We start from the raw sequence: 21,936 nt of genomic DNA, 5'->3' as shown, positions 1-21,936 counted from the left end.
GGGCGGTCTCCGGGATGTGGATTCAGAGTACTCTAAATTTTAGAGTTGTAAAGCCCTGGTGCGGACCGAGGATCCGGAAGCGGCAGGCGGCCAGGCGTTGGCGGCGTCTGCGGGCGTGCACTGCTTCCTGCCGGATGCCGTTGCCCCGGCATCAAGACGCATCCGTCCCTTGTCCGAATCCGGTCCGGCGACGGCGCCCGGCGCCATGCCCGAAGGCGTGTCGTTCGGCCACGCCATCCGCGGAACACCGTCGTCCCATCCCCACAACGCCGCGGGCGGAGGGCAGCGGCTATAGTGCCGCCTTGCGATGCCCGGGCCCGCCCGCATATCGCTCACAGTCCAGAGCCAGAGCAGCGCATGTCGAGCCCGAGCCACGTCAGCGATACGCCCGTCACCTCGCGCGACCAGCTGGTCGCCTACATCGCCGACGGCGAGAAACCGAAGGACGGCTGGCGGATCGGCACCGAACACGAGAAGTTCGGTTTTCGCCTCGATAACCTGCGCCCGCCGACCTTCGACGGCGAGCAAGGCATCGAGGCCCTGCTCAAGGGTCTGACCCGCTTCGGCTGGGAGGCGGCGCCGGAAAAGGAGCGCGTGGTCGCCCTGGTGCGCGACGGCGCCTCGGTGACGCTGGAACCGGCGGGGCAGCTGGAGCTTTCGGGCGCGCCGCTGGAAAGCATCCACGACACCTGTGCCGAAGTCGCCACGCACCTGAAGGAAGTGAAGGCGGTCGCCGACGAATTGCGGCTCGGCTTCCTCGGCATGGGCTTCCAGCCCAAGTGGAAGCGCGAGGACATGCCGTGGATGCCCAAGGGCCGCTACAAGATCATGCGCGCCTACATGCCCAAGGTCGGCCAGCTCGGCCTGGACATGATGACCCGCACCTGCACCGTGCAGGTGAACCTCGACTACGCCTCCGAAGCGGACATGGTGAAGAAGTTCCGCGTCTCGCTGGCGCTGCAGCCGGTGGCCACCGCACTGTTCGCCGATTCGCCCTTCACCGAGGGCAAGCCGAACGGCTACCTCAGCTACCGCTCGCACATCTGGACCGACACCGACGCCGACCGCACCGGCATGCTCGACTTCGTCTTCGAGGACGGCTTCGGCTACGAGCGCTACGTCGACTACATCCTCGACGTGCCGATGTACTTCTCCTACCGCGACGGCATCTACCACGACGCCAGCGGGCAGAGCTTCCGCGACTTCCTGGACGGGCGGCTGCCGGTGCTGCCCGGCGCACTGCCGACGCTGCGCGACTGGTCCGATCACCTGACCACCGCGTTCCCGGAAGTGCGGCTGAAGAAATTCCTGGAGATGCGCGGCGCCGACGGCGGCCCGTGGAACCGGCTGTGCGCGCTGCCCGCCTTCTGGGTAGGCCTGCTGTACGACGATGCCGCGCTGGACGCCGCCTGGGACCTGGTCAAGGACTTCACCCTGGCCGAGCGCCACGCGCTGCGCGACGGCGTGCCGCGGCAGGCGCTGAAGCTGCCCTTCCGCGGCGCGAGCGTGCGCGAACTGGCGCTGGAGGCGCTGAAGATCTCGGCCGCCGGGCTGCAGCGGCGCGCCCGCCACAACCGCAGCGGCGCCGACGAAAGCCTGTTCCTGGCGCCGCTGATCGAGTCGGCCGAGGCCAACGAGACCCCGGCCGAGCGCAAGCTGGCCCTGTTCCGCGGCGAATGGGGCGGCAGCGTGGACCCAGTCTTCCGCGAGTTCGCCTACTGAGCCGCCCGTTTCAGCCGGCGCCGCCGAGCTGGCGCATCAGTGCGGCCTCGTCGGTCAGCCGCCAATGCGCGCAGATGCGGCCCTCGCGCAGCCACTCGAACTGCATCTGCCGCACGTCGATGCGCGCGCCGCTGGCGGGCATGCCGAATAGCTCGCCGCGTTGGGTGCCGGTCACGCGGACATGGGCGGCGATCTTGTCAGGCGTCGCCACGAAATCCAGAAGTTCGTAGTGCAGGTCGGGAATGGCCGTGCGCAGCGCGACAACGATTGGCTTCAATCCGGCCGGGCCGGGTTCGGGATTCTCGATCGAGGGGCTGTGATTGACGTAATCGGGCGTCAATAGTTCGTCGAGGGCGTCGAGGCGGCCGGCGTTCCAGACCTCGTCGAAGTAGCGGCGCAGGATGCGTTCCGGGTCATACTGTCTCGTATCGCGCATGGATCATGTTCCTTCAATGTCGGTGCGGGCATCGTGTATGGCCGCGGCGCCGGCGTCATTGATCGAGGTTAATCGTCGTGACCGACACGCATCCGGCCCAGGCCGTGGCGCAGTTGCTGCAGCGCTTCGAAAGCGCTGCGAAGTCTCGGCTACCGTCGAAGCACGTCCTGTTCGAGGCGGTCGAAGTTGTCGAACTGCGCGAACGCCAAGCCGCATTCCGCGAACACGCCCGCCATCCCTATCTCTACTTCGTCCGCCACGGCCTGCTCAAGCAGCTGTACACCGGCCAGGACGGCAGCGAATGGATCAAGAGCTTCGCCGCCGAAGGCGATGCATTCGGCTGCCCGCTTGCGTTCGCTCCGGGCGGCAAGACCTCGTTCGCCAGTGTGGCGGTCGAGCGCAGCGTGGTCGAGCGTGCGCCCTGGGCGACGATCGACGCGCTGGCCGCGCGTCATCCCGCCTGGCAACGCGCCCTGCGCCTGGGCTTCCAGTGGCTGGCCGAACGCAAGGTGCAGCGCGAGCGCGACCTGCTGATGCTGCGGCCGCCCGAGCTGTATGCCGCCTTCGCCGCCGCCTCGCCCGAGCTCCTGGCGCGCCTTCCGCAGAAGGACCTGGCCGCCTATCTCGGCGTCACTGCCGTCGGCCTCAACCGCATCATCCGGCGGACGGTCCGCGCAGGACTCGAGCGCAATGCCGAGGCCGGTCATGCTGCAGCGCGGCAAAAAACGCGTTAGCCTTCGGGCGATGAGCCCAGAGTCCGCACCGAAGCCGCCCCCCCGCCCCGCGCCGCTGCGCGAGCGCCTGGAATTCGCCGAGAACGACGCGCTGCTGCGCGACGACGTGCGCCGCCTCGGGGCGATGGTCGGCGACATGCTCGCCGAGCAGGTCTCGCCGGCCCTGCTGCAGCAGGTCGAATCGGTGCGCCGCGACGCCATCGCGCGGCGCGAGAACGGCGAGCCGGTCGACGCGCTCGCAACGCGCCTGGCGCAGGTGCCGCTGCAGGACGCCGAGGCGCTGGTGCGCGCCTTCGCCGCCTACTTCGGCGCGATCAACCTCGCCGAGCGCGTGCACCGCATCCGCCGCCGCCGCGACTACCAGCGCACCTCCGAGGCGCCGCAGCCCGGCGGCCTGGAAGCGGTGCTGCACGACCTCAAGGCCGCCGGCGTCACGCTGGAGGAGCTGCGCGCGCTGCTGCCGCAGATGCGCATCGAGCCGGTGTTCACCGCCCACCCCACCGAAGCGGTGCGGCGCGCGCTGCTGCTCAAGGAGCACAGCATCGTCGACCGCCTGATCGACGACATCGACCGCAACCGCACCCCGCCCGAGCGCCGCGCCGACGAGGCGCGCATCCGCCAGACGCTGACCACCGCCTGGCAGACCATCGAGGCGCCGCCGCACAAGCCCAGCGTCACCGACGAGGTCGAGCACATCGGCTTCTACCTCGGCAACGTGCTGTTCCGCGTGTTGCCGGTGTTCTACGAAGTCTTCGCCGACGCCGTCGAGCACGTCTACGGCGAACGCATCGAGCTGCCGCCGCTGCTGCGCTTCGGCACCTGGGTCGGCGGCGACATGGACGGCAATCCCAACGTCGGCGCCGACACCGTGCGCGCCGCGCTCGGCGTGCAGCGCGTGCAGGCGCTGGGCAACTACCGCGCCGACCTGCGCGCGCTCGGCGACGTGCTCACCCAGAGCCGCGAGCGCGTGTCGGTCGATGCCGAGGTCGAGGCCCGCATCAGCCGCTACCGCCATCTGCTGCCCCAGGCGGCGGCGCGCATGCGACCGCGCCTGGCCGACATGCCCTATCGCGTCTTCCTCGACCTGATGCGCGCGCGCCTGGCGGCCACCGACGCCGGCGACGCGGCCGGCTACGCCGATGCGGACGAGTTCATCGGCGACCTGGAGACCATCGACGCCAGCCTGGCCCGCCATCGCGGCGACTACGCCGGCCGCTTCGCGCTGCGCCGCGTGCTGTGGCGCGCACGCACCTTCGGCCTGCACATGGCCGCGCTCGACCTGCGCCAGGATTCGGCGGTGCACGACGCCGCACTGGCGGCCCTGGAAGGCGACGCCGACTGGGCCGCGCGCGAACCGGAGCAGCGCGTCGCGCGCCTGCACCGCCTGATCGACGGCGCCGCGCCCGCCGTGGCGGACGCGGAGTCCGCCAGCGCCACCCTGGCCGTGTTCGCCGCCGTGCGCGAGCTACGCGCGCAGTTCGGCGAGCACGCCTTCGGCCCCTACATCATCAGCATGAGCCGCAGCGCCGCCGACGCCCTGGCGGTGCTGGCGCTGGCGCGCATCGCCGGCTGCGTCGAGGAAGGTGAAGTCCCGCTCGACGTCGCGCCGCTGTTCGAAACCGTCGGCGACCTGGAGGCGGCCACCGGTGTGATGCGCGCGCTGTTCGACGACCCCGTCTACCGCAAGCACCTGGCCGCGCGCGGCGACCGCCAGATCGTCATGCTCGGCTACAGCGACAGCGCCAAGGACGGCGGCCTGCTGGCCTCGCGCTGGGCCCTGCAGCGCGCCCAGGTGGACCTGCTCGAACTGGCCCGCGAGGCCGGCGTGCGCATCGTCTTCTTCCACGGCCGCGGCGGTTCGGTCAGCCGCGGCGGCGGCAAGACCGAGCGCGCCATTATCGCGGCCCCGCGCGGCTCGGTGGACGGCCGCCTGCGCGTCACCGAGCAGGGCGAGGTCATCCACCGCAAGTACGGCATCCGCGCGCTGGCGCTGCGCAACCTGGAGCAGACCACCGGCGCGGTGCTGCGCGCATCCCTGCGTCCGCGCCCGCCCGAGCCGCGCGAGGCGCAGTGGCGCGCGCTGGCCGCCGAACTGGCGCAGGTCTCGCGCGGCCACTACCGCGCCCTGGTGCACGAGCGCGCCGACTTCCCCGACTACTTCCGCGCCGCGACCCCGATCGACGTGATCGAGCGCCTGCGCATCGGCTCGCGCCCCTCCAGGCGCCGCGACGGCGGCATCCAGAACCTGCGCGCGATCCCCTGGGTATTCGCCTGGTCGCAGAACCGCTCCGGCCTGACCGGCTGGTACGGCGTCGGCACCGCGCTGCGCCACGGCATCGACGCCCACGGCCTGGAGGGCATGTCGGCGATGGCGCGCGAGTGGCCGTTCTTCGCCGCCATGCTCGACGACGTCGAGATGCTGATGGCCAAGTCGGACCTGGCCATCTTCGAGCGCTACTCGCGCCTGGCCGGCGACGCCCACGCCGCCTTCTTCCCCGGCATCGCCGAGGAGTTCGAGCGCACCCGCTCGGCGATCCTCGCCCTGAAGGACCGCGACCTGCTGCTCGCCGACGACTACCGCCTGCGCCTGTCGATCCGCCTGCGCAACCCCTACGTCGACCCGATCAGCCTGCTGCAAGTGGAACTGCTGCGCCGCTGGCGCGAGGCCGGGCGCGAGGACGACGTGCTGCTGCGGGCGCTGATCGCGACCGTCAACGGCATCGCGGCGGGGATTCAGAACACGGGTTGAACTCGAGGATCTTGATCCGCGCCTGCCGATTTTCCAGCGGGTGCGGGCGGCGCAAGCCGGCGCTGTTGCCGCCAGTCCTGGAATGGATTTAACTTGCGCCATCCTGTCCGCTCTCCGGCTGACCCGGATGGAGGCGAGGAAGCCAACACCCCAGTTGTCGTTTGGCTTTCGCGGGGTGCCGCCAGCAGTTCATTCGAATCGGACCCGATTCGCACTACGGCTCAACTCAGGTGCTAGGTTCCATGCCGCATGTTTTCGTTATCGAGGATCAGAGTCACGCTGAGCCGCTTGGCGAGTTCGCGACTCTGGACGAAGCGTGGGACGAGTTGCGGCGGTTGTCGACCATCCCATGGGATCGGCCTCCAAACGTCGCGCCTTGTCGAAATTGGCGCAACTGCGGCAGAGATTGCGAAATCATCAAGTACGAAACTTCCTCGCTGCCTTGGCGTTTGGTCCAGCGCTTGTCCGGAATGCGGATAAGCGCTGAGGGGGTCGTGTGGGGGGCGGATGCCCCTCGCTGTGGTGCATGATGGTTCATTCAGGCCGATGCCATTTTGCGGATCGGCGCCGTTCGGGCGTTAAGCCAGGTTTCTATGACGTATGTTGCGCGACCAAAAGCGTTCAGGCGTCCTGGCATGCATGCCATCGGGGGCATGATGGATGGCGAATTGATAGAACGAAGTGCAATGCCATTGCCCGATCGCGTGGAGATCGAGCCTGAGCCTGGGAGCGATCACTGCTTCCTCTGTCGATACGAAAAATCAGGGAAGCTGTGCGGCGATACGTGGCATGAGGACCTTGAGGCAGCGTTCGCGCAAGCGGAGTACGAGTACGGGCTTGGCGCCTCGGACTTCCTTGTGGTCCATGATCGAAGTCTGGATGACGGTCGTGGCATGGGCTAACAATTCAAGCCGGCCACGCTTCTAGAAACATGACTGCCGCTGGCCGAGCCTAGTCGCTCCAAGCGTTCTTCTGCGGTTGATTCCACGCATTCCGGTGTGGCACTTCCATCTTGTCGATCTCTGTGCGAACAAGAGTGCCGGCATTGGCAAGCTGCATGGGGCAAGGATGGGACATCCCGACGTCGGAGCGTGCTTGCGTGCCGAATCCCGGCGGTTCGCCGGTGCGAATGCACCCCCGCTTGCGCAGGGGTGCGGGATCGAAGCGCCCGTCGCTCAGGGCGTGGCGATGGGCTGGTAGCTGCTCTTCACGATCCGCAGGGACGTGCACTGCGAAACGCTGTTCCAGCGGAATTCGACGAAGACGTCCATCGACAGCGATTGCGCCGCGGCGAGCAATTGCGGGTCGGTCGAGGTGCAGCTCACCGTCAAGGTGCTGTTGGCGGCGTTGCACGTCAGGCTGGGGCTTTGCGGCGAGGCCGGAACGGTGTACTCGCATCCGATGAAATCGGCGGTGTTGCCGCTCTTCCTCACCGTGGCGATCGAGCCCCATGCAACGCGACTCTGCGTGTTGATGGCGATCTGGTTGCCCGGGCCCACCAGGCCAGCCTCGGCGCTGCCGGCGGCCAGCAGCCCCGCCAGCACTACCGCCAGGCAGGCCAATGTGTTGTGTCTGTGCATCATGCATCTCCTTGGGATCAAAGTAGCGAGGCGCAGTAGGCCTCGGCTCCATACTCGTAAGGAAGGCATGCTTCGGCTCACGCATCCGGCCTCGGCCGGTCGCCGGCTCAGTGCGGCCACCATCCGAAGGCATCCGCGAACTGGCTACGCCGGACGGAATCCGCGTGCGGAGGCAGGCGCGGCCAAGCTTCGGATTCTTATAGAGAATTCTGATTGAAGGCGCAGCTCAATGCCTGTCCAGAATCCGCGCTGCACTCCGCTTCGGGCCTGATCGTAGTTGGGCTATGGATTAATTGGCCTTTTCCGGTCAGGCGTGGAGTCGATTGCTGATTTCGTCTCCAGTGCGCATCGATTCGTCATTGGCCCAGTATCGATAAGTGCGCGACGGGTATCGTTTCGTGATACTTGAGCGATGGGATCGTCGAGCCATGGATTTGCGGCGCTATCGTCGATAGAGTTTTGTTGCCATTAAATGGAGGGGCATGATGCATCGTCGACAGAAGTCACTCGCGTTCGTGGTCTTCGTGCTGGGATTGCAGTCGTGGCCATCATCGGCATTCGAGACGGAATCGGTCGACATTCTCGTTGTCACGTCGAGCAAGCATGAAGGGGATCCGGTTGATACGGGCGATCGGAGTATCAAGATTGCATCCAACATCGACGTCTATTCCATTAGCTCGGTCAATGGCGATATGCATGTTGAGGACGGCGCAAGAATCGCGTTCGCCGAAACGACAGGAAGGGGTGACATCCGGTTAGAGCGCAATGTTCGATCCATCGCTGGCCTCGATTCCCCGGTCAGAATCATCAGCAGCACCGGAAATATCTTCATCGGCCGCGGTAGCCGTCTCAACGGGGGCGTCGAGACGAACATGGGGCGTATCGAACTGGATGATGCCAGGGTGGCTGACATCGCCAGTTGCGAGGGAGACGTCATTGTCGGGGCGGGCAGTCGCGTCTCTGGCGGCATCTATGTGATCGGCAATGGCGACAAGATCGATGTCGACAAGATCACGGGTTATGAGATCCTGACATACACTCCTTGTCATGCGCCGGTTGAGGAGTGGAGTGACGAAGAGGGAAGTGAGGCGCGAAATCTCCCTCTTGCTCCGACCGCCGCGCATCGCCAGTCGCGCGTAGTGATCGGGCCCGGGGCTGTGGTGAAAGGAAATCTGGTGTTCGGCCATCCGGTCGATCTCTATGTGCACAAGAGCGCACATATCGGCAAGGTGCACGGTGCGACTGCGGTCATCTACGATTCGGAAGAACCTCCGCCGTCGACGGCTGAAGAAGGTGGGCCGTCGCCGACTGCTCTTGTCGTCGGGGCGGGGAAAAAGATGCGTGGAGATATCTGGTCGATTGACCAGAACGTCGAAATCGGATCAAACGCGAATGTGGGCGAAATCTCCACGGTGAACGGAAGTGTGCATGTTCTCGAGGGGGCCGAAGTTTCGCAGGGTTTCGGTTCCATCGATACGGTTCAAGGGGCGGTGCATATCGGCCCGGGCGCGACGGTGAAAGGGTATATCGCGACCGTTAATGGCGATGTGTTTCTGGAAGACCGAGCCAATGTGAGCGGAAGCGTTTCGACCACTACCGGTCAAGTACGCATCGCCCGCGACGCGAAGATCGGCAGGGGGCTTTCTGCGAAATACGGCAGTATTTTCGCCGGGAGCGGCAGCCAGCTTGAATCCGTTTCAAGCGCTCGGGGCGATATCGCCTTTGTTGCCACCCTGATCCAGGGGAATGTGTGTACGCACACGGGCAATATTACGGTCGGCGCAGGCTCCAGAGTTGACGGCGCCATCCAGGTGTCCTCCAGCGAGTGTTTCGGTAGCGAGGACGAGGTTCCTGGTCCCGAAGCCACGCCGCCCAGGATCGTGGTTGGTCCCAATGTCGAGGTCCGTGACGGTATCGTGTCGGATAAGCCGATCAAGCTGTACGTGCACAGGGCGGCGCGCGTCGGCAAGATCACCGGCGCGGAAGCCATCCTCTATGACTCCGATACTCCGCCGCAGGAGTAGTTTGCCAATGAGGCTTCCACCTCTATCTCCGCACTGGAGAAAGTGTCAACGGTTGCCGGGGTCGAAGCCGTTTCACCGGCCGTGTTCCTGAAGGCTGGGCATTCCGACGCCGAAATATGCTTGCATACGAATTCGGATATACTCCCCTGCAGTATCAGGGGCTTTGATATGCCGCACTCGCCTCAGGAAAAAAAGCGCGCCCTGACGCGCCTGCGCCGCATCCGCGGCCAGGCCGAGGCGCTGGAGCGCGCGCTCGAGCAGGGCGCGGAGTGCGGGGCGGTGCTGCAGCAGCTGGCGGCAATCCGCGGGGCGGTCAACGGCCTGATGGCCGAGGTGCTGGAGAGCCATCTGCGCGAGGAGTTCGGCGATGCCGCCGGGCGCGACGCCGGCGCTCGGCGAACTGGCGACCGGCAGGCCGGCATCGACCAGGCCATCGCCCTGGTGCGTTCCTATCTCAAGTAAGCAAGGAGTCCGATCATGAAATCACGCGCCGCCGTGGCGTTCGCAGCCGGCCAGCCGTTGCAGGTCGTCGAGATCGACGTGGAAGGTCCGAAGGCCGGCGAGGTGCTGGTGAAGATCCACGCCACCGGCGTCTGCCACACCGACGCCTTCACCCTCAGCGGCGACGATCCGGAAGGCATCTTCCCGGCCGTGCTCGGCCACGAGGGCGGCGGCGTGGTGATGGAGGTGGGCGAGGGCGTCACGAGCCTCGTGCCAGGCGACCACGTCATCCCGCTGTACACGGCCGAGTGCCGCAAGTGCAAGTTCTGCCTGTCCGGCAAGACCAACCTGTGCCAGGCGGTGCGCGCCACGCAAGGCAAGGGGCTGATGCCCGACGGCACCACGCGCTTCTCCTACAACGGGCAGCCGATCTACCACTACATGGGCTGCAGCACCTTCAGCGAGTACACGGTGGTGCCGGAGATCTCGCTGGCCAAGGTCGATCCCGACGCGCCGCTGGAGAAGGTGTGCCTGCTCGGCTGCGGCGTCACCACCGGGATCGGCGCGGTGCACAACACCGCCAAGGTGAAGGCGGGCGATTCGGTGGCGGTGTTCGGGCTGGGCGGGATCGGCCTGGCGGTGATCCAAGGCGCCAAGCAGGCCGGCGCCGGGCGCATCGTCGCCGTGGATACCAACCCCGGCAAGTTCGAGCTGGCGCGCTCGATGGGCGCCACCGACTGCGTCAATCCGAAGGATCACGACAAGCCCGTCCAGGAGGTGATCGTCGAGCTGACCGACGGCGGCGTGGACTTCAGCTTCGAGTGCATCGGCAACGTCGAGGTGATGCGCGCGGCGCTGGAGTGCTGCCACAAGGGCTGGGGCGAGAGCGTGATCATCGGCGTGGCCGGCGCGGGGCAGGAGATCCGCACGCGGCCGTTCCAGCTGGTCACCGGCCGCGTCTGGCGCGGCACCGCGTTCGGCGGCGTCAAGGGCCGCACCCAGCTGCCGGGCATGGTGGAGCAGGCGATGCGCGGGGAAATCGACCTGGATCCCTTCATCACCCACACGCTGCCGCTGGAGCGCATCAACGAGGCCTTCGACCTGATGCACGAGGGCAAGTCGATCCGCACCGTGATCCATTACTGATGAGCATGCACTGATGGAGCGCGTCGAACAGCACGCCGCCTTCGGCGGCAGCCAGGAGATCTGGGCGCATCGTTCGCATGCGCTGGACTGCGAGATGCGCTTCGCGGTCTACCTGCCGCCGCAGGCGCGCGCGGGTCGGGTGCCGGTGCTGTACTGGCTCTCCGGCCTGACCTGCACCGAGCAGAACTTCATCACCAAGGCCGGTGCGCAGCGCCATGCCGCCGAGCACGGCATCGCCCTCGTCGCGCCGGACACCAGTCCGCGCGGGGAAGGCGTGGCGAACGATCCGGCCTACGACCTCGGCCAGGGCGCCGGCTTCTACGTCGATGCGACGCAACAGCCCTGGGCGCGGCACTACCGCATGGACGAGTACGTGCGCGCGGAGCTGCCGGCGCTGGTGGAGGCGCAGTTCCCGGTGACGGACGCGCGCGCGATCAGCGGGCATTCGATGGGCGGCCACGGCGCGTTGGCGCTGGCGCTGCGCAACCCGGGGCGCTACCGCAGCGTGTCGGCGTTCTCGCCGATCGTGGCGCCCTCGCGCGTGCCCTGGGGCGAGAAGGCCTTCGCCGCCTACCTGGGCGAGGATCGCGCGGCGTGGCGGGCCTACGATGCCAGCGAGTTGATCGCCACCGCCGCCGAGCGCCTGCCGCTGCTGGTCGACCAGGGCGATGCCGACGAATTCCTGCACAGCCAGCTCAAGCCCGAACTGCTGCAGGCCGCGTGCCAGGCGGCCGGCCATCCGCTGACCCTGCGGCTACGGCCGGGCTACGACCACAGCTATTACTTCATCGCCAGTTTCATCGGCGAGCACATCGCCCATCACGCGGCCGCGCTGAGGGCGTAGTCGGTATAGGCGAAGCGCTCCTCGCGCAGCACGGTCTCGCCGCGCAGCAGCGGCAGGGGCCGCGAGAACATCGGCCCGGCGCGCACGCAGGTATGGAACTCGCCGTTTTCGCCGCAGGGATCGCAGCCGGGCGGCAGCTCGTCGAGCAGCGCGGCGTCGAAATCGCGGCCGGCGTGGCGGGCATCGAGCTGGCGCGTGTCCACGCAGCACAGGCCCGCGCGCAGGCCGCCGGCGAGCATCTCGCGCGCCAGTCGCGCGGTGTCGGCGCCGAACAGCGGCGTGAGCAGTTCCCAGCCCGCCGCCGCGCAGCGCTGCGCGCGATAGGCGCGGATGTCCTCCAGGAACAGGTCGCCGAAGGCGGCGGTGCGCAGGCCGGGCCAGCGGGCGGCGGCCTCGCCGAGCGCGCGCGCCATGGCCGCGTCGTAATCGGCATTGGCGCAGGCGCTGGGGATCTCGGCCTCGAGCAGCGGCAACCCCGCCGCGTCCGCCTGGGCGCGCAGCACCTCGCGGCGGACGCCCTGCATCGAGGCGCGGCCGTATTCGCGGGTGAGGGTGGTGAGCAGCGCCACCACCTCGACCTCGCCGCGCTGGCGCAGCGCGTGCAAGGTCCACGCCGAATCCTTGCCGCCGCTCCAGGCCAGCAGGACTTGCGGGCGAAGGCTCATGCCGGGCTTTGTCGGGCGGCGATGCGCGGAGGCCGCCTTCGTCGCTTCGCAGCGCCTCTAGGCGGCCGCGACATCCCGCAGCTCCCAGGCGCCGCCGGCCAGCAGGCGCAGCCGGTGCTTGAAGACCGCGCCGGGCAGGGAGGTGACGGCGATCAGGTCGATGTGCAGGTCGTCCTGCTGGCCCTCGACCGTGGCGCCGGGATCGGCGGCGCCCAGGGCGGCGTCGACGCCGTCCGGATCGTCCTGCGCGGCCCGCCAGCGCTGGAAGAGCGCGTCGCTGCGCAGCGCGTCCTGCAGCTCCTGCGCGAGCCCCTCGGCGCCCTGGGAACGGAAGGCGAATTCGCCGGCGCCGCGCGCCTTGGCGGGATCGGGGAGACTGATGTAATAGCGTGTGGCCATGGGCGGTGCGTGAGTTGGAAGTGGCGGAGAAGCCTAGCAGCCGCGCGTTAGCGAGATGTTGAGGGGCGTCGCGGCGCGCGCCGTCGCGCGCGGTCAGGCGAAGGCATGCGCCTCGGCGGCGAAGGCCACCACCACTGCGCCCTTGCCGACGTTGACCATGCCGGTCAGGCTCATCACGCTTTCGTACACTTCCACGCCGTGCGTTTCGCACGCCTCGCGCAGCGCCGCGTAGCCGGGCATCGCGCGCAGCTCCTCCAGTTCGCCGCCGTAGCACAGCGCCAGGGTCGGCGTCATCAGGCCGGCGACGACGCGCTTGGCGGCGAACTCGAACAGCTTGCGCACGGCCGGTTCGAAGCCCTTGATCTTGGCCGCCGGTCCGGTCTCGCCGCGATAGGCGTGCAGGACCGGCTTGATGTCGAGGGCGGTGCCGAGCGCGGCGCTGAACAGGCTGACGCTGCGATCGCCCTTGGCGCGGCCGCGGTTGCGGATGTAGTACAGGTCGCGCGGCACCGCGTAGCCATGGGTGTGCATGGCCAGGTGCTCCAGGCGCGCGCGGATCTTCGCCGGCCCCTCGCCGGCCTCGCGCAGACGCACCGCCTCCACCGGCAGGATGGCCTGGGCGCAGAACAGGTTCTGGCTGTCGATCACGCGCAGCGCGAACGGCGTCTGGTTGCCGGCGGCGCTGCGGATCGGCCGGTAGTCGTTGAGGATGGCGTAGCTGGCCTTCTGCGCGTTCTCGAAGATCGGGCTGCGCGTCTTGGTGACGGTCAGGCAGAACACGTGGTCGTAGTCGATGACCAGGCGTTCCAGGAACAGGTCGTGGATCTGCTGCACCGTGAACGGGCTGGTCTCGGCATTGGCGCCGCGCTCGGCGATGTGCGAATGCAGGAAGGCGAGGGTCGCCTCGGGATCGCGGTAGTCCACCTGGATGGCGTCGTCGATCCGGATGGTGATCGGCAGGATGACGATGCGGTGCTGGTCGATGAAGTCCTTCGGCAGGTCGCAGGTCGAGTCGACCACGATTCCGATGCGCATGTCCCTTGCCCCCTGACTTCCGTCGAAGCCTTTCCCCCGAAACGATCTACGCTATCAGCACCGGCGGCGGCGCTTTTGTGAGGCGGGTCACGCTGCGCGGCTCAGGTCCGGCGGATGCCCACGGGGAGCGCGGCGACGCGGCGCATCTCCGCATCCTCGAACAGGGCCGGGTCGTCGAGCGCGGCCATCGCCAGGTCGTGGGCGTCGTTGCCCCAGATCAGGGTCGGGCCGATCGCCAGGGTCGGCACGCCGAACACGCCGGCGGCGGTGGCCTCGGCGGTGTTCTCGCGCAAGGTGGCCTTGACCGCGTCGCTGCCCAACGCCTCCGGCGCCACGCCCAGCTGCGCGATCAGGGGGGCGAGCGCCTCGGCGCCGTCGGCGGCCCGGCCGTGCTCCCAGATCCAGTCGAAGATCGCCGACACCGCCCGCGGCGTGCCGCCGGCGGCCACGCACAGGCGCAGCGCCGCCAGCGGGTTGAACGGGTGTTGCGGCGGGAAGCGCAGCGGGATGCGTTCCTGCCGCGCCCGCCACAGCACGTGGCGATAGGTGAACTCGCGCTTGTGCGGGATCTCGGCCGGACCGCGGATGCCGAGCCCGCCCAGGATCGCGCCGAACACGATCGGCACCGGCACGATGCCGCCGCCTTCGGCCCGCGCGGCCAGCTTGCGCCACTGCAGGTAGGAGAAGGGCGAGACGAAGTCGAAGTACCAGCGCGGCGATGCGGCCATGGGCGCAGTGTAGCGGCTCGGCCGCCTGTCTACCGGGGCCGGCGCGTGAGAAAATGCCGAAACTCAGGAGGCGACCCACGTGAAAGAAAAAGAACAGATCGTCGACAACTGGCTGCCGCGCTACACCGGCGTTCCCCTGGACGGCTTCGGCGAGCACATCCTGCTGACCAACTTCGGCGGCTACCTCGGCCATTTCAGCCGCATGACCGGGGCGGAGGTCGTCGGCCTCGACCGGCCCATGCCCAGCGCCACCGCCGACGGCATCACCATGATCAACTTCGGCATGGGCAGCCCCAATGCCGCGACCATGATGGACCTGCTCTCGGCCATCGCGCCCAAGGCGGTGCTGTTCCTGGGCAAGTGCGGCGGGCTGAAGAAGAAGAACGCCCTGGGCGACCTGATCCTGCCGATCGCGGCGATCCGCGGCGAGGGCACCAGCAACGACTACCTGCCCCCGGAGGTGCCGGCGCTGCCGGCCTTCGCCCTGCAACGCGCGGTCTCGACCATGATCCGCGACATGGGCCAGGACTACTGGACCGGCACCGTCTACACCACCAACCGCCGCGTCTGGGAGCACGACGAGGCGTTCAAGGAATACCTGCGCAGGCTGCGCTGCATGGCCATCGACATGGAGACCGCCACGGTGTTCGCCGCCGGCTTCGCCAACCGCATCCCCTGCGGCGCGCTGCTGTTGGTCAGCGACCAGCCGATGATTCCCGAAGGGGTGAAGACCGAGGCCTCCGACGCCCGGGTCAGCGCGGAGTACGTCGAGCGGCACATCCAGGTCGGCATCGAGGCGCTGCGCCTGATCCGCCGCCACGGCAAGTCGGTGCGGCACCTGAAGTTCGACGAATAGGCGCGGCTCGGCCGCTATCCTTGCCCCATCCATCCCGAGAGAGCCTTATGACCACCCAGACCTACACCGGCGGCTGCCACTGCGGCAACGTGCGCTACGAAGTCGATCTTGACCTGTCCGAGGGCGGCGGGCGCTGCAACTGCTCGATCTGCCGCAAGTCCCGCAACTGGTCGCAGAGCGTGAAGCCGGACGCCTTCCGCCTGCTCAGCGGCGCGGAGGCGACCACCGACTACAGCCGCAACGGCATGACCCATTGGCCGTTCTGCAGCACCTGCGGCGTGCGCTCGTACGGGCACGGCGACATCGAGGAGGTCGGCGGCAAGTTCGTCTCGGTCAGCCTGGCCTGCCTGGACGTCGACAACGAGGCGCTGGCCGCCGCGCCGATCAAGTACTTCAACGGCCGCGACAACGACTGGTGGCACGAGCCGTCCGAGGCCGAGAAGAAGTTCCTGTGAGCGCGGCCGTCACGCCCGGCGAGGTGGTCGCGTTCTGGCGCGAGGCCGGCTACGGGAAATGGTTCGCCGGCGGTGCGGCATTCGACGCCGAGTGCCGGGAGCACTTCCTGGAGGCGCATCACGCCGCCGCGCGGGGAGAGTACGAGGCGTGGATGGGCACGGCCGAGGGCGCGCTGGCGCTGCTGTTGCTGCTCGACCAGATCCCGCGCAACGTCTTCCGCGGCAGCGGCCACGCCTTCGCCACCGACGGGCTGGCGCGGCATTACGCGGCGCAGGCGGTGCAGGCCCAGCTCGATGCACAGATCGAGCCCGCCCTGCGCGCCTTCCTCTACCTGCCGTTCGAGCATTCCGAGGACCCGGCCGACCAGCGGCGCTCGGTGGAGCTGTTCGCCGGCATCGGCGACGAGAGCTACGACAAGTACGCGCTGGCGCACCAGGAGGTGATCGCGCGTTTCGGCCGCTTCCCGCACCGCAACCGCGCCCTCGGGCGCGAGAACACGGCCGAGGAGCAGGCCTGGCTCGACGCCGGCGGCGGCTTCTGAGCCGCCGGACGTCCGCTCAGTAGCGCGGCACCTGCGCGTCGACGCTCGCGCTCCAGTCCTCGATGCCGCCGACGATGTTGTAGACCTCGCGGAAGCCGAGCTGGCGGAAATGCTCGGCGGCCTGCGCGCTGCGGCCGCCGTGATGGCAGAGGAAGGCCAGCGGCGTGTCGCGCGGCAAGGCCTCCAGCGCGGCGGCGCCCTGGTCCAGCGTGGAGAACGCGACGCGGATCGCGGCCTGGGCGCGCTCCTCGGGCGGGCGCACGTCGACGATGGTCAGGCGGCCTTCGTCCAGGCGCGCGGCGGCTTCGCGCGGCAAGAGTTCGCGCACCGGCGGCGGTGCGTTCGGATTGTCGATGGCCAGGCCGCGGCCGCGTTCGTCGTCGACGAAGTCGATGCGCAGGCCGTCGGCGCGGCGCGCGCCGGCCAGGTCGATCTGCAGGCGCACGCCTTCGCTCTCGGCGGTGAGCGCGGCCGCGTCCTCCGGCGCCAGTTGCAGGCGCGTGCGGAAAGCGCGGTCGATCTCCAGCCGGACCACCACGCCGGCACCGGCGTCCTCGACCGCCTTGCGCAGCATCGCCGCCGCGGCCGGCGTGACGGTGATGGACGGCGGCGTGCGATCAGGCGGCGGCAGGCCCAGCGCGGCGTGCAGTTCGCCGCTGTTGACCATCTGCTCGATGATGTCGCTGCCGCCGACCAGCTCGCCGTCGATGTACAACTGCGGGATCGTCGGCCAGTCGCCGTAAGCCTTGATGCCCTCGCGGATCTGCGGGTCGGCCAGCACGTCCACGTGCGCGTAGTCGGCCTCCAGGGCGCCCAGCGCCGCCACCGCCTTGGCCGAGAACCCGCATTGCGGCGCGCGCGGCTCGCCCTTCATGAACAGGACGATGCGGTTGGCCTGCAGCAGGCCGTCGATGCGGGCGCGCACGGTGGGGTCGAGCGTCATGGGGGCTCCGGTCGGATGGGGCGATGTGATCCGTGCATGGTACGCCGGCGCGTGGCGGCCGGAGGGCGCGTGGCATGATGTCGGCATGCCCAAAGCGTTCCATTTGCATCGCGTCCCGCGCCATCCGCACGCCTGGTGGGCGCTGCTGGCGCTGACGCAAGCCGGGGCGGCAGCCTTGTGGTGGCGCTTCGGCTGGCAGCTCGGCCTGCCGGCGCTGCTGGGCACGCATCTGCTCCTGCTGTGGGGCGTATTCCGGCCGCAGTCGGCGCTGTATTCGCCGGTGCTGAGCCGGCTGCCGGACCGGGACAAGCACGTGTGGCTGACGATCGACGACGGCCCGTCCCCGGAGACGGCGGCAGTGCTCGATCTGCTCGATGCCCATGCCGCCAAGGCCACCTTCTTCCTGGTCGGCGAACGCGCGGCCGCGCGGCCGGAGCTGGTGCGCGAGATCGCCCGCCGCGGCCACGGCATCGGCAACCACAGCCAGACGCATCCCTCGGCCTGGTTCTGGGCGCTGGGGCCGCGGCGCATGCGCGCGGAGATCGTGCACTGCCAGGACACGCTGCGCGCGATCACCGGCGTCGCGCCGCGCTGGTTCCGCGCCGTGGTGGGCCTAGCCAATCCATTCGTGGCGGCGCCGCTGCGCGACTGCGGGCTGGCGCGGGTGGCCTGGAACGCACGCGGCTTCGACGCGGTGGAGCCGGATCCGGCCAAGGTGCTGGCGCGCATCGAGCGCGGCCTGGCCCCCGGCGCGATCGTGCTGCTGCACGAGGGCGCCGGGCACGGCCGCAGCCTGGAGACCATTGGCACGGTCCTGCGGCGCCTGAATGGGCTAGGCTACCTGTGCGTGCTTCCGGAGCCTGATCGGGCGGCCAGCACCGAGCGCAGTTGACGCGCGGGCCTTCACGCCGCCTTGATTGGGCGGGATGACGGACCTGTCGTATTTTGTCAGTGACGCATTTGGGGTTTCGTCGGGGATTGATTTGAGAATCAGGGGCTTAGGATGCACGGCTGGCGACTGCCGGCCGCGAGCGGCCGTTTTGGCGTCGGCGCATATTGCGCTGCAGCGTGCAACGTCAAATTTGACGTGATTACTCTAACAGCCGTTTTAATCCGGGTATTCAAACCCGGACTTGGAGCCGATGCTCCTGCATCGGCAGGGTCGGAAGTGTCTTGCGGACGCACGCCGTGAACAGCCAGCACCCCAATCCCGGCAACACGCGCACCCGCCTGCTCGAAGCGGCGGAAGCGCTGTTCATCGAGCACGGCTACGAAGGCATGTCGCTGCGCCAGATCACCGGCTATGCCGAGGTGAACCTGGCCGCGGTGAACTACCACTTCGGCAGCAAGGAAGCGCTGGTGCAGGAGCTGCTGTCGGCGCATCTGGACCGGCTCAACCAGGAGCGGCTGCAGCTGCTGTCGCTGTGCGAGGCGCAGCGCGGCGATCGTCCGATGGACGCCAGCGCCGTGCTCAGCGTGCTGTTCGTGCCGGCGGTGCGCCTGAGCCGCGAAAGCAAGGGCGGCGTCGCGCTGATGCGCCTGCTCGGGCGCGTCTACAGCGATCCCTCGCCCTTCATCCGCGATTACCTGCACGACCACTACCAGTTCATCTACGGCCGCTTCTTCGAGGCGTTCGCGCGCGCGCTGCCGCACCTGTCGCGCAACGAGCTCGGCATGCGCCTGCATTTCTGCCTCAAGGCGCTCTCGGGCGTGCTGGCCGGCGCCAACATGGACGAGCTGATCTCGGCGATGTGCATGGGCGAGCCGGTCAACGACTCGCAGATGCTGGCGCGGCTGATCTCCTTCATCTCGCCCATGCTCACCACCTCGTTCGAGAGTGGCGAGCAGGTCCGCGACATCGAGCGCGTCATGGGCATGGCCGGCGCCGCGGCGCGGTCCGTCGACGAGCGCGCGCTGGGCGAGGACAAGGCGTCCGAGCCGCGCAAGCCACAAGGAATCCTGCCGCCCTGGGCTGCCAAGGTGGTGGGCGTATGAACGGTCGGCGGTTCCGGCAGGCGGCCTCGCGTCGCGCGGCAGGGGAAGGGTAGGCAATGGCCAATACAGTGTCCTGGTCGCGTGAACCCGCCTCGCTGGCCGAGTACGGCGAGGACGGCATCAGCCAGTGGAACAACGTTTCGCTCCGGTACCGGATCCCCCTGCGCGGCTTCTTCTCCAAGCGCGTGAAGGACGCCGCCGAGGTCGACGACCTGGTCCAGGAGGTGTTCCTGCACCTGATCCGCCGCGCCCGCGGCGGCCCGATCGAGCACGTGGAGCAGTACGTGTTCCAGGTCGCCGCCAACGCCCTGCGCGACTGGGGGCGCCGCCGCCAGGTCCGCGACCAGGACGCCCACGAGTCCTTCGACGAAGAAATCCACCAACCCGTTACGGATATTTCGCCCGAGCGCGTCTTACTGGGTAAGGAGGCGATCAACCTGGTCACCGCCGTGCTGCGCGGGCTGCCGGAACGGACCCGCGACGTCTTCGTGCTGCGGGCGCTGGAAAAGCGCAAGTACGCGGAGATCGCAGTCATGATCGGCATTTCGGTGCGTGCCGCCGAAAAGCACATGGCCAAGGCATTGGCGCAGCTGGGCGGGGCCATGGAGCGGGCCGGCGGGCGGGATTGAGAGGTCCCTGGCCGGCCGCGCGCATGCGTTGGGCAGGACATGAATCGAATGCGGGGTCCGGCGACCGCCCGAGCGCGGCCCGGATCCTGCGAGAGGTGATACGGAATGAAGTGGACAATCCCGTCAACCCGGAAGGATCCGGTGGAATCCGCCACCGGCGGCCTCGACGAGGCTGCCGCGCGCTGGAGCGAGCTGCTGCGCGGAGCGGGCGAGGACTGGGCGCTGCGCCGCGACTTCGAGTCGTGGCGGATGCATTCGCTCGAGAACGCGGCCGCCTTCCGGCGCGTGGAAGCCGCGCATGCCCTGGCCAGCGCCGTGGCCGACGCGCCGGAGATGCAGGCGCTGCGCCGCGAGACGCTGGCGCGCGCCGTCGGCGTGGAGCCGCCTTGCCGGCGGTGGCCGCGCAACGCCGCCGTGGCCGCTTCGCTGCTGGCGGCGGTGACGCTGGGCCTGTTGGCCGTCAACCCGGAGGGCTCGCGCCGGGCCTACCACGACGCCCGCGACATGATCGCCGGCAACGTCTACCAGACGGGCGTGGGCCAGCGTTCGGTGGTGTCCCTGGATGACGGCTCGGTGGTGACCCTGAATACCGACAGCCGCATCTCCGTGCATTACGGCGACGGCATCCGCGGCATCACCCTCGAGCGCGGGCAGGCGCTGTTCAAGGTGGCCAAGGACCGCCGCCACCCGTTCGTGGTCCGCGCCGGCGGGCGCGAGGTCACCGCGCTGGGAACCGAGTTCGACGTGCACGTCTCGGACAAGGCCTTCGAGGTCACGCTCCTGGAAGGCCGGGTGACGGTCACGCCGGAACGCGAGCGCCCCGCCGCCGGCGCCCCGGACAAGCCGGCCGCCCCGCTGCTGGCCGAACTGCATCCGGGGCAGCAGTTCGTCGCCGTCGCCAAGGCCGCGCCGCAGGTGCGGGCGACCGACGTCAGGCGCGTGGTCAGCTGGCGCACCGGCCAGATCGTGTTCGAGAACGAGCGCCTGGACGACGCGGTCGCCGAAATGAACCGGTATTCGCGCCGCCAGGTCGTGCTGAGCGACGCGCGGCTGGCCTCGCTCAAGATCAGCGGCGCCTTCAACACCGGCGATACCGACACCTTCGTCAATGCCCTGAGCGATTATTTCCCGATCGAGCACAACAAGCGCGAGGACGACACCATCGTCCTGCGTCCGCAACGGCCCAGCCGAGGCTAGGCCGCACCCTGCCAGATCCTTGCAAGCCGGCGCGCGGGATGCGCCATCGGCGACGGGAGGTCGTGCGCGAACAGGATGGCGACGGCTCGGCCGTTGCCCATGAAACTTTTCGCATGCGCATTCGCGGGCGTGTTGCAATGCAAAAGAATACTGGCAGGTTCAAGAAATGACGTGACATAACGCCGCCATACATTTGTCGGTTCGGGTTTTTTCTTCCCTCGCGTCTGTACTAGAACCAAAGCACTAATGCCGGTTCCGGACCGATAGGGGAGATGCGAATGCAAGTGCGAGACCAGAGGCGTCAGTTCAAGCGTGCGATGCGGCCCTGCGTGCTGTTCCTGGCGCTGTTGCCCTGCATGACCGCGTATGCGCGTAACGACGTTGCGACCGCGAAGTTCGATATTCCGCAGCAGCGCCTGGATGCCGCGCTGTCCGAATACGCGCGCCAGAGCGGCAAGCAACTGCTGTACGCCCCCGAGCTTGCCGCCGGCAAGACCGCGCACGCGGTGCAAGGCGACAAGACCCCGTCCCAGGCGCTCGACGAGTTGCTGGCGGGGACCGGTCTCAACTACGCCACCAACGCCTCCGGCGCGATCCTGATCAGCGATCGCAGTCCGAACGGCGGCGCCGGCCTGCTGGAGCAGAAGCCCGCCGCGGGAGGGACAGAGGGAAACGCACCGGAGGTCGCCGAAGCGCAGCCGGCGGTGGCCTCCCAGGAAGCAGAGGCGCAGCAGGAAACGGCGCCCGCGGCAACGGCAAGCCAGGCTAAGTCGGGCGACGCCACCACGCTGGGCACGATCACGGTCACCGCGCAGA

The 21,936-nt window shown here is 68.5% G+C and carries 22 protein-coding genes; 15 read left to right on the top strand and 7 right to left on the bottom strand.

Going from position 1 to position 21,936, the window contains the following annotated elements; all coding sequences use genetic code 11:
- Nucleotides 1-357: 357 nt before the first annotated feature.
- On the top strand, nt 358-1,722 hold the full coding sequence (locus tag MD221_RS14085; protein ID WP_242112484.1) for a glutamate--cysteine ligase: 1,365 nt from the start codon (nt 358-360) through the stop codon (nt 1,720-1,722).
- 10 nt (nt 1,723-1,732) lie between these two features.
- On the opposite strand, the gene MD221_RS14080 is transcribed toward MD221_RS14085, so the two are convergent.
- On the bottom strand, nt 1,733-2,158 hold the full coding sequence (locus tag MD221_RS14080) for an ester cyclase (protein ID WP_242112482.1): 426 nt from the start codon (nt 2,156-2,158) through the stop codon (nt 1,733-1,735).
- Nucleotides 2,159-2,235: 77 nt separating this feature from the next.
- On the opposite strand from MD221_RS14080, the gene MD221_RS14075 reads away from it, so the two are divergent.
- Together MD221_RS14075 and ppc are read left to right on the top strand one after the other, a co-directional pair.
- On the top strand, nt 2,236-2,892 hold the full coding sequence (locus MD221_RS14075; protein WP_242112480.1) for a Crp/Fnr family transcriptional regulator: 657 nt from the start codon (nt 2,236-2,238) through the stop codon (nt 2,890-2,892).
- 10 nt (nt 2,893-2,902) lie between these two features.
- Nucleotides 2,903-5,641: a phosphoenolpyruvate carboxylase gene (ppc, locus tag MD221_RS14070; protein ID WP_242112478.1), complete on the top strand. Its 2,739-nt coding sequence runs from the start codon at nt 2,903-2,905 to the stop codon at nt 5,639-5,641.
- Between the two features lie 1,175 nt (nt 5,642-6,816).
- Here the strand turns inward: ppc and MD221_RS14065 are convergent.
- Nucleotides 6,817-7,221 carry a hypothetical protein gene (locus tag MD221_RS14065; protein ID WP_242112477.1) on the bottom strand — a complete coding sequence of 135 codons (405 nt, stop codon included), beginning with the start codon at nt 7,219-7,221 and terminating at the stop codon, nt 6,817-6,819.
- Between the two features lie 482 nt (nt 7,222-7,703).
- Here MD221_RS14065 and MD221_RS14060 point away from each other — a divergent pair, with 482 nt between their 5' ends.
- From MD221_RS14060 to fghA, 4 genes are all read left to right on the top strand, one after another.
- Nucleotides 7,704-9,245, top strand: a complete 1,542-nt coding sequence (locus MD221_RS14060) for a hypothetical protein (protein ID WP_242112476.1) — start codon at nt 7,704-7,706, stop codon at nt 9,243-9,245.
- A gap of 168 nt (nt 9,246-9,413) precedes the next feature.
- The gene (frmR, locus tag MD221_RS14055; RefSeq protein WP_242112475.1) at nt 9,414-9,707 is read left to right on the top strand and encodes a formaldehyde-responsive transcriptional repressor FrmR; all 294 of its coding nucleotides are present in this window, start codon (nt 9,414-9,416) and stop codon (nt 9,705-9,707) included.
- Between the two features lie 15 nt (nt 9,708-9,722).
- On the top strand, nt 9,723-10,832 hold the full coding sequence (locus MD221_RS14050; RefSeq protein WP_242112473.1) for an S-(hydroxymethyl)glutathione dehydrogenase/class III alcohol dehydrogenase: 1,110 nt from the start codon (nt 9,723-9,725) through the stop codon (nt 10,830-10,832).
- Nucleotides 10,833-10,845: 13 nt separating this feature from the next.
- Nucleotides 10,846-11,676 (top strand): S-formylglutathione hydrolase, encoded by an 831-nt coding sequence (fghA, locus tag MD221_RS14045; RefSeq protein ID WP_242112470.1) that lies wholly within the window; start codon nt 10,846-10,848, stop codon nt 11,674-11,676.
- Here the strand turns inward: fghA and MD221_RS14040 are convergent.
- The 4 genes from MD221_RS14040 to MD221_RS14025 form a co-directional block, all read right to left on the bottom strand.
- The gene (locus MD221_RS14040; protein ID WP_242112468.1) at nt 11,652-12,341 is read right to left on the bottom strand and encodes an adenine nucleotide alpha hydrolase; all 690 of its coding nucleotides are present in this window, start codon (nt 12,339-12,341) and stop codon (nt 11,652-11,654) included. The genes fghA and MD221_RS14040 overlap by 25 nt on opposite strands.
- Before the next feature lie 57 nt (nt 12,342-12,398).
- Nucleotides 12,399-12,740 carry a hypothetical protein gene (locus MD221_RS14035; protein ID WP_242112466.1) on the bottom strand — a complete coding sequence of 114 codons (342 nt, stop codon included), beginning with the start codon at nt 12,738-12,740 and terminating at the stop codon, nt 12,399-12,401.
- A gap of 93 nt (nt 12,741-12,833) precedes the next feature.
- Nucleotides 12,834-13,775, bottom strand: a complete 942-nt coding sequence (locus MD221_RS14030) for a DegV family protein (protein ID WP_242112464.1) — start codon at nt 13,773-13,775, stop codon at nt 12,834-12,836.
- A 101-nt stretch (nt 13,776-13,876) separates the two neighbouring features.
- Entirely contained in the window at nt 13,877-14,503 is a 627-nt protein-coding gene (locus MD221_RS14025; protein ID WP_242112463.1) for a 2-hydroxychromene-2-carboxylate isomerase, read from the bottom strand.
- A 79-nt stretch (nt 14,504-14,582) separates the two neighbouring features.
- On the opposite strand from MD221_RS14025, the gene MD221_RS14020 reads away from it, so the two are divergent.
- From MD221_RS14020 to MD221_RS14010, 3 genes are read left to right on the top strand one after another with little or no spacing between them, the layout of a single operon-like run.
- Nucleotides 14,583-15,359 (top strand): AMP nucleosidase, encoded by a 777-nt coding sequence (locus MD221_RS14020; RefSeq protein ID WP_242112462.1) that lies wholly within the window; start codon nt 14,583-14,585, stop codon nt 15,357-15,359.
- A 47-nt stretch (nt 15,360-15,406) separates the two neighbouring features.
- Entirely contained in the window at nt 15,407-15,814 is a 408-nt protein-coding gene (locus tag MD221_RS14015; RefSeq protein ID WP_242112461.1) for a GFA family protein, read from the top strand.
- Nucleotides 15,811-16,356: a DUF924 family protein gene (locus tag MD221_RS14010; RefSeq protein WP_242112460.1), complete on the top strand. Its 546-nt coding sequence runs from the start codon at nt 15,811-15,813 to the stop codon at nt 16,354-16,356. The genes MD221_RS14015 and MD221_RS14010 overlap by 4 nt, the downstream gene beginning before the upstream one ends.
- Before the next feature lie 16 nt (nt 16,357-16,372).
- Here the strand turns inward: MD221_RS14010 and grxD are convergent, their stop codons facing one another.
- A complete protein-coding gene (grxD, locus tag MD221_RS14005) occupies nt 16,373-17,299 on the bottom strand; it encodes a Grx4 family monothiol glutaredoxin (RefSeq protein WP_242112459.1) in 927 nt (308 codons plus the stop codon).
- An 85-nt stretch (nt 17,300-17,384) separates the two neighbouring features.
- On the opposite strand from grxD, the gene MD221_RS14000 reads away from it, so the two are divergent.
- The 5 genes from MD221_RS14000 to MD221_RS13980 all read left to right on the top strand — a co-directional run.
- Complete coding sequence (locus tag MD221_RS14000; protein ID WP_242112458.1) at nt 17,385-18,191, top strand: polysaccharide deacetylase family protein; 807 nt, start codon at nt 17,385-17,387, stop codon at nt 18,189-18,191.
- Between the two features lie 296 nt (nt 18,192-18,487).
- On the top strand, nt 18,488-19,294 hold the full coding sequence (locus MD221_RS13995; RefSeq protein WP_242112457.1) for a TetR/AcrR family transcriptional regulator: 807 nt from the start codon (nt 18,488-18,490) through the stop codon (nt 19,292-19,294).
- Between the two features lie 56 nt (nt 19,295-19,350).
- Nucleotides 19,351-19,923: an RNA polymerase sigma factor gene (locus MD221_RS13990; RefSeq protein WP_242112456.1), complete on the top strand. Its 573-nt coding sequence runs from the start codon at nt 19,351-19,353 to the stop codon at nt 19,921-19,923.
- A 141-nt stretch (nt 19,924-20,064) separates the two neighbouring features.
- Nucleotides 20,065-21,120: a FecR family protein gene (locus MD221_RS13985; RefSeq protein ID WP_242112454.1), complete on the top strand. Its 1,056-nt coding sequence runs from the start codon at nt 20,065-20,067 to the stop codon at nt 21,118-21,120.
- A 278-nt stretch (nt 21,121-21,398) separates the two neighbouring features.
- Nucleotides 21,399-21,936 (top strand): STN domain-containing protein (locus MD221_RS13980; protein WP_242112452.1); only part of this gene is annotated, 538 nt, incomplete at its 3' end.

The organism is Luteimonas aquatica (genome assembly GCF_022662575.1).
Classification (GTDB): Bacteria; Pseudomonadota; Gammaproteobacteria; order Xanthomonadales; family Xanthomonadaceae; genus Luteimonas; species Luteimonas aquatica.
This window is presented reverse-complemented; position numbering and strand designations above follow the sequence as displayed.

What these genes read in the sequence shown, in the direction of transcription:
- MD221_RS14080 (WP_242112482.1), bottom strand. Translation starts at nt 2,158, where the DNA reads ATGCGCGATACGAGACAGTATGACCCGGAACGCATCCTGCGCCGCTAC.
- MD221_RS14065 (WP_242112477.1), bottom strand. Translation starts at nt 7,221, where the DNA reads ATGCACAGACACAACACATTGGCCTGCCTGGCGGTAGTGCTGGCGGGG.
- MD221_RS13990 (WP_242112456.1), top strand. Translation starts at nt 19,351, where the DNA reads ATGGCCAATACAGTGTCCTGGTCGCGTGAACCCGCCTCGCTGGCCGAG.
- MD221_RS14035 (WP_242112466.1), bottom strand. Translation starts at nt 12,740, where the DNA reads ATGGCCACACGCTATTACATCAGTCTCCCCGATCCCGCCAAGGCGCGC.
- MD221_RS14040 (WP_242112468.1), bottom strand. Translation starts at nt 12,341, where the DNA reads ATGAGCCTTCGCCCGCAAGTCCTGCTGGCCTGGAGCGGCGGCAAGGAT.
- MD221_RS14030 (WP_242112464.1), bottom strand. Translation starts at nt 13,775, where the DNA reads ATGCGCATCGGAATCGTGGTCGACTCGACCTGCGACCTGCCGAAGGAC.
- ppc (WP_242112478.1), top strand. Translation starts at nt 2,903, where the DNA reads ATGAGCCCAGAGTCCGCACCGAAGCCGCCCCCCCGCCCCGCGCCGCTG.
- MD221_RS14085 (WP_242112484.1), top strand. Translation starts at nt 358, where the DNA reads ATGTCGAGCCCGAGCCACGTCAGCGATACGCCCGTCACCTCGCGCGAC.
- grxD (WP_242112459.1), bottom strand. Translation starts at nt 17,299, where the DNA reads ATGACGCTCGACCCCACCGTGCGCGCCCGCATCGACGGCCTGCTGCAG.
- MD221_RS14025 (WP_242112463.1), bottom strand. Translation starts at nt 14,503, where the DNA reads ATGGCCGCATCGCCGCGCTGGTACTTCGACTTCGTCTCGCCCTTCTCC.
- MD221_RS14060 (WP_242112476.1), top strand. Translation starts at nt 7,704, where the DNA reads ATGATGCATCGTCGACAGAAGTCACTCGCGTTCGTGGTCTTCGTGCTG.
- MD221_RS14000 (WP_242112458.1), top strand. Translation starts at nt 17,385, where the DNA reads ATGCCCAAAGCGTTCCATTTGCATCGCGTCCCGCGCCATCCGCACGCC.
- MD221_RS14050 (WP_242112473.1), top strand. Translation starts at nt 9,723, where the DNA reads ATGAAATCACGCGCCGCCGTGGCGTTCGCAGCCGGCCAGCCGTTGCAG.
- fghA (WP_242112470.1), top strand. Translation starts at nt 10,846, where the DNA reads ATGGAGCGCGTCGAACAGCACGCCGCCTTCGGCGGCAGCCAGGAGATC.
- frmR (WP_242112475.1), top strand. Translation starts at nt 9,414, where the DNA reads ATGCCGCACTCGCCTCAGGAAAAAAAGCGCGCCCTGACGCGCCTGCGC.
- MD221_RS14015 (WP_242112461.1), top strand. Translation starts at nt 15,407, where the DNA reads ATGACCACCCAGACCTACACCGGCGGCTGCCACTGCGGCAACGTGCGC.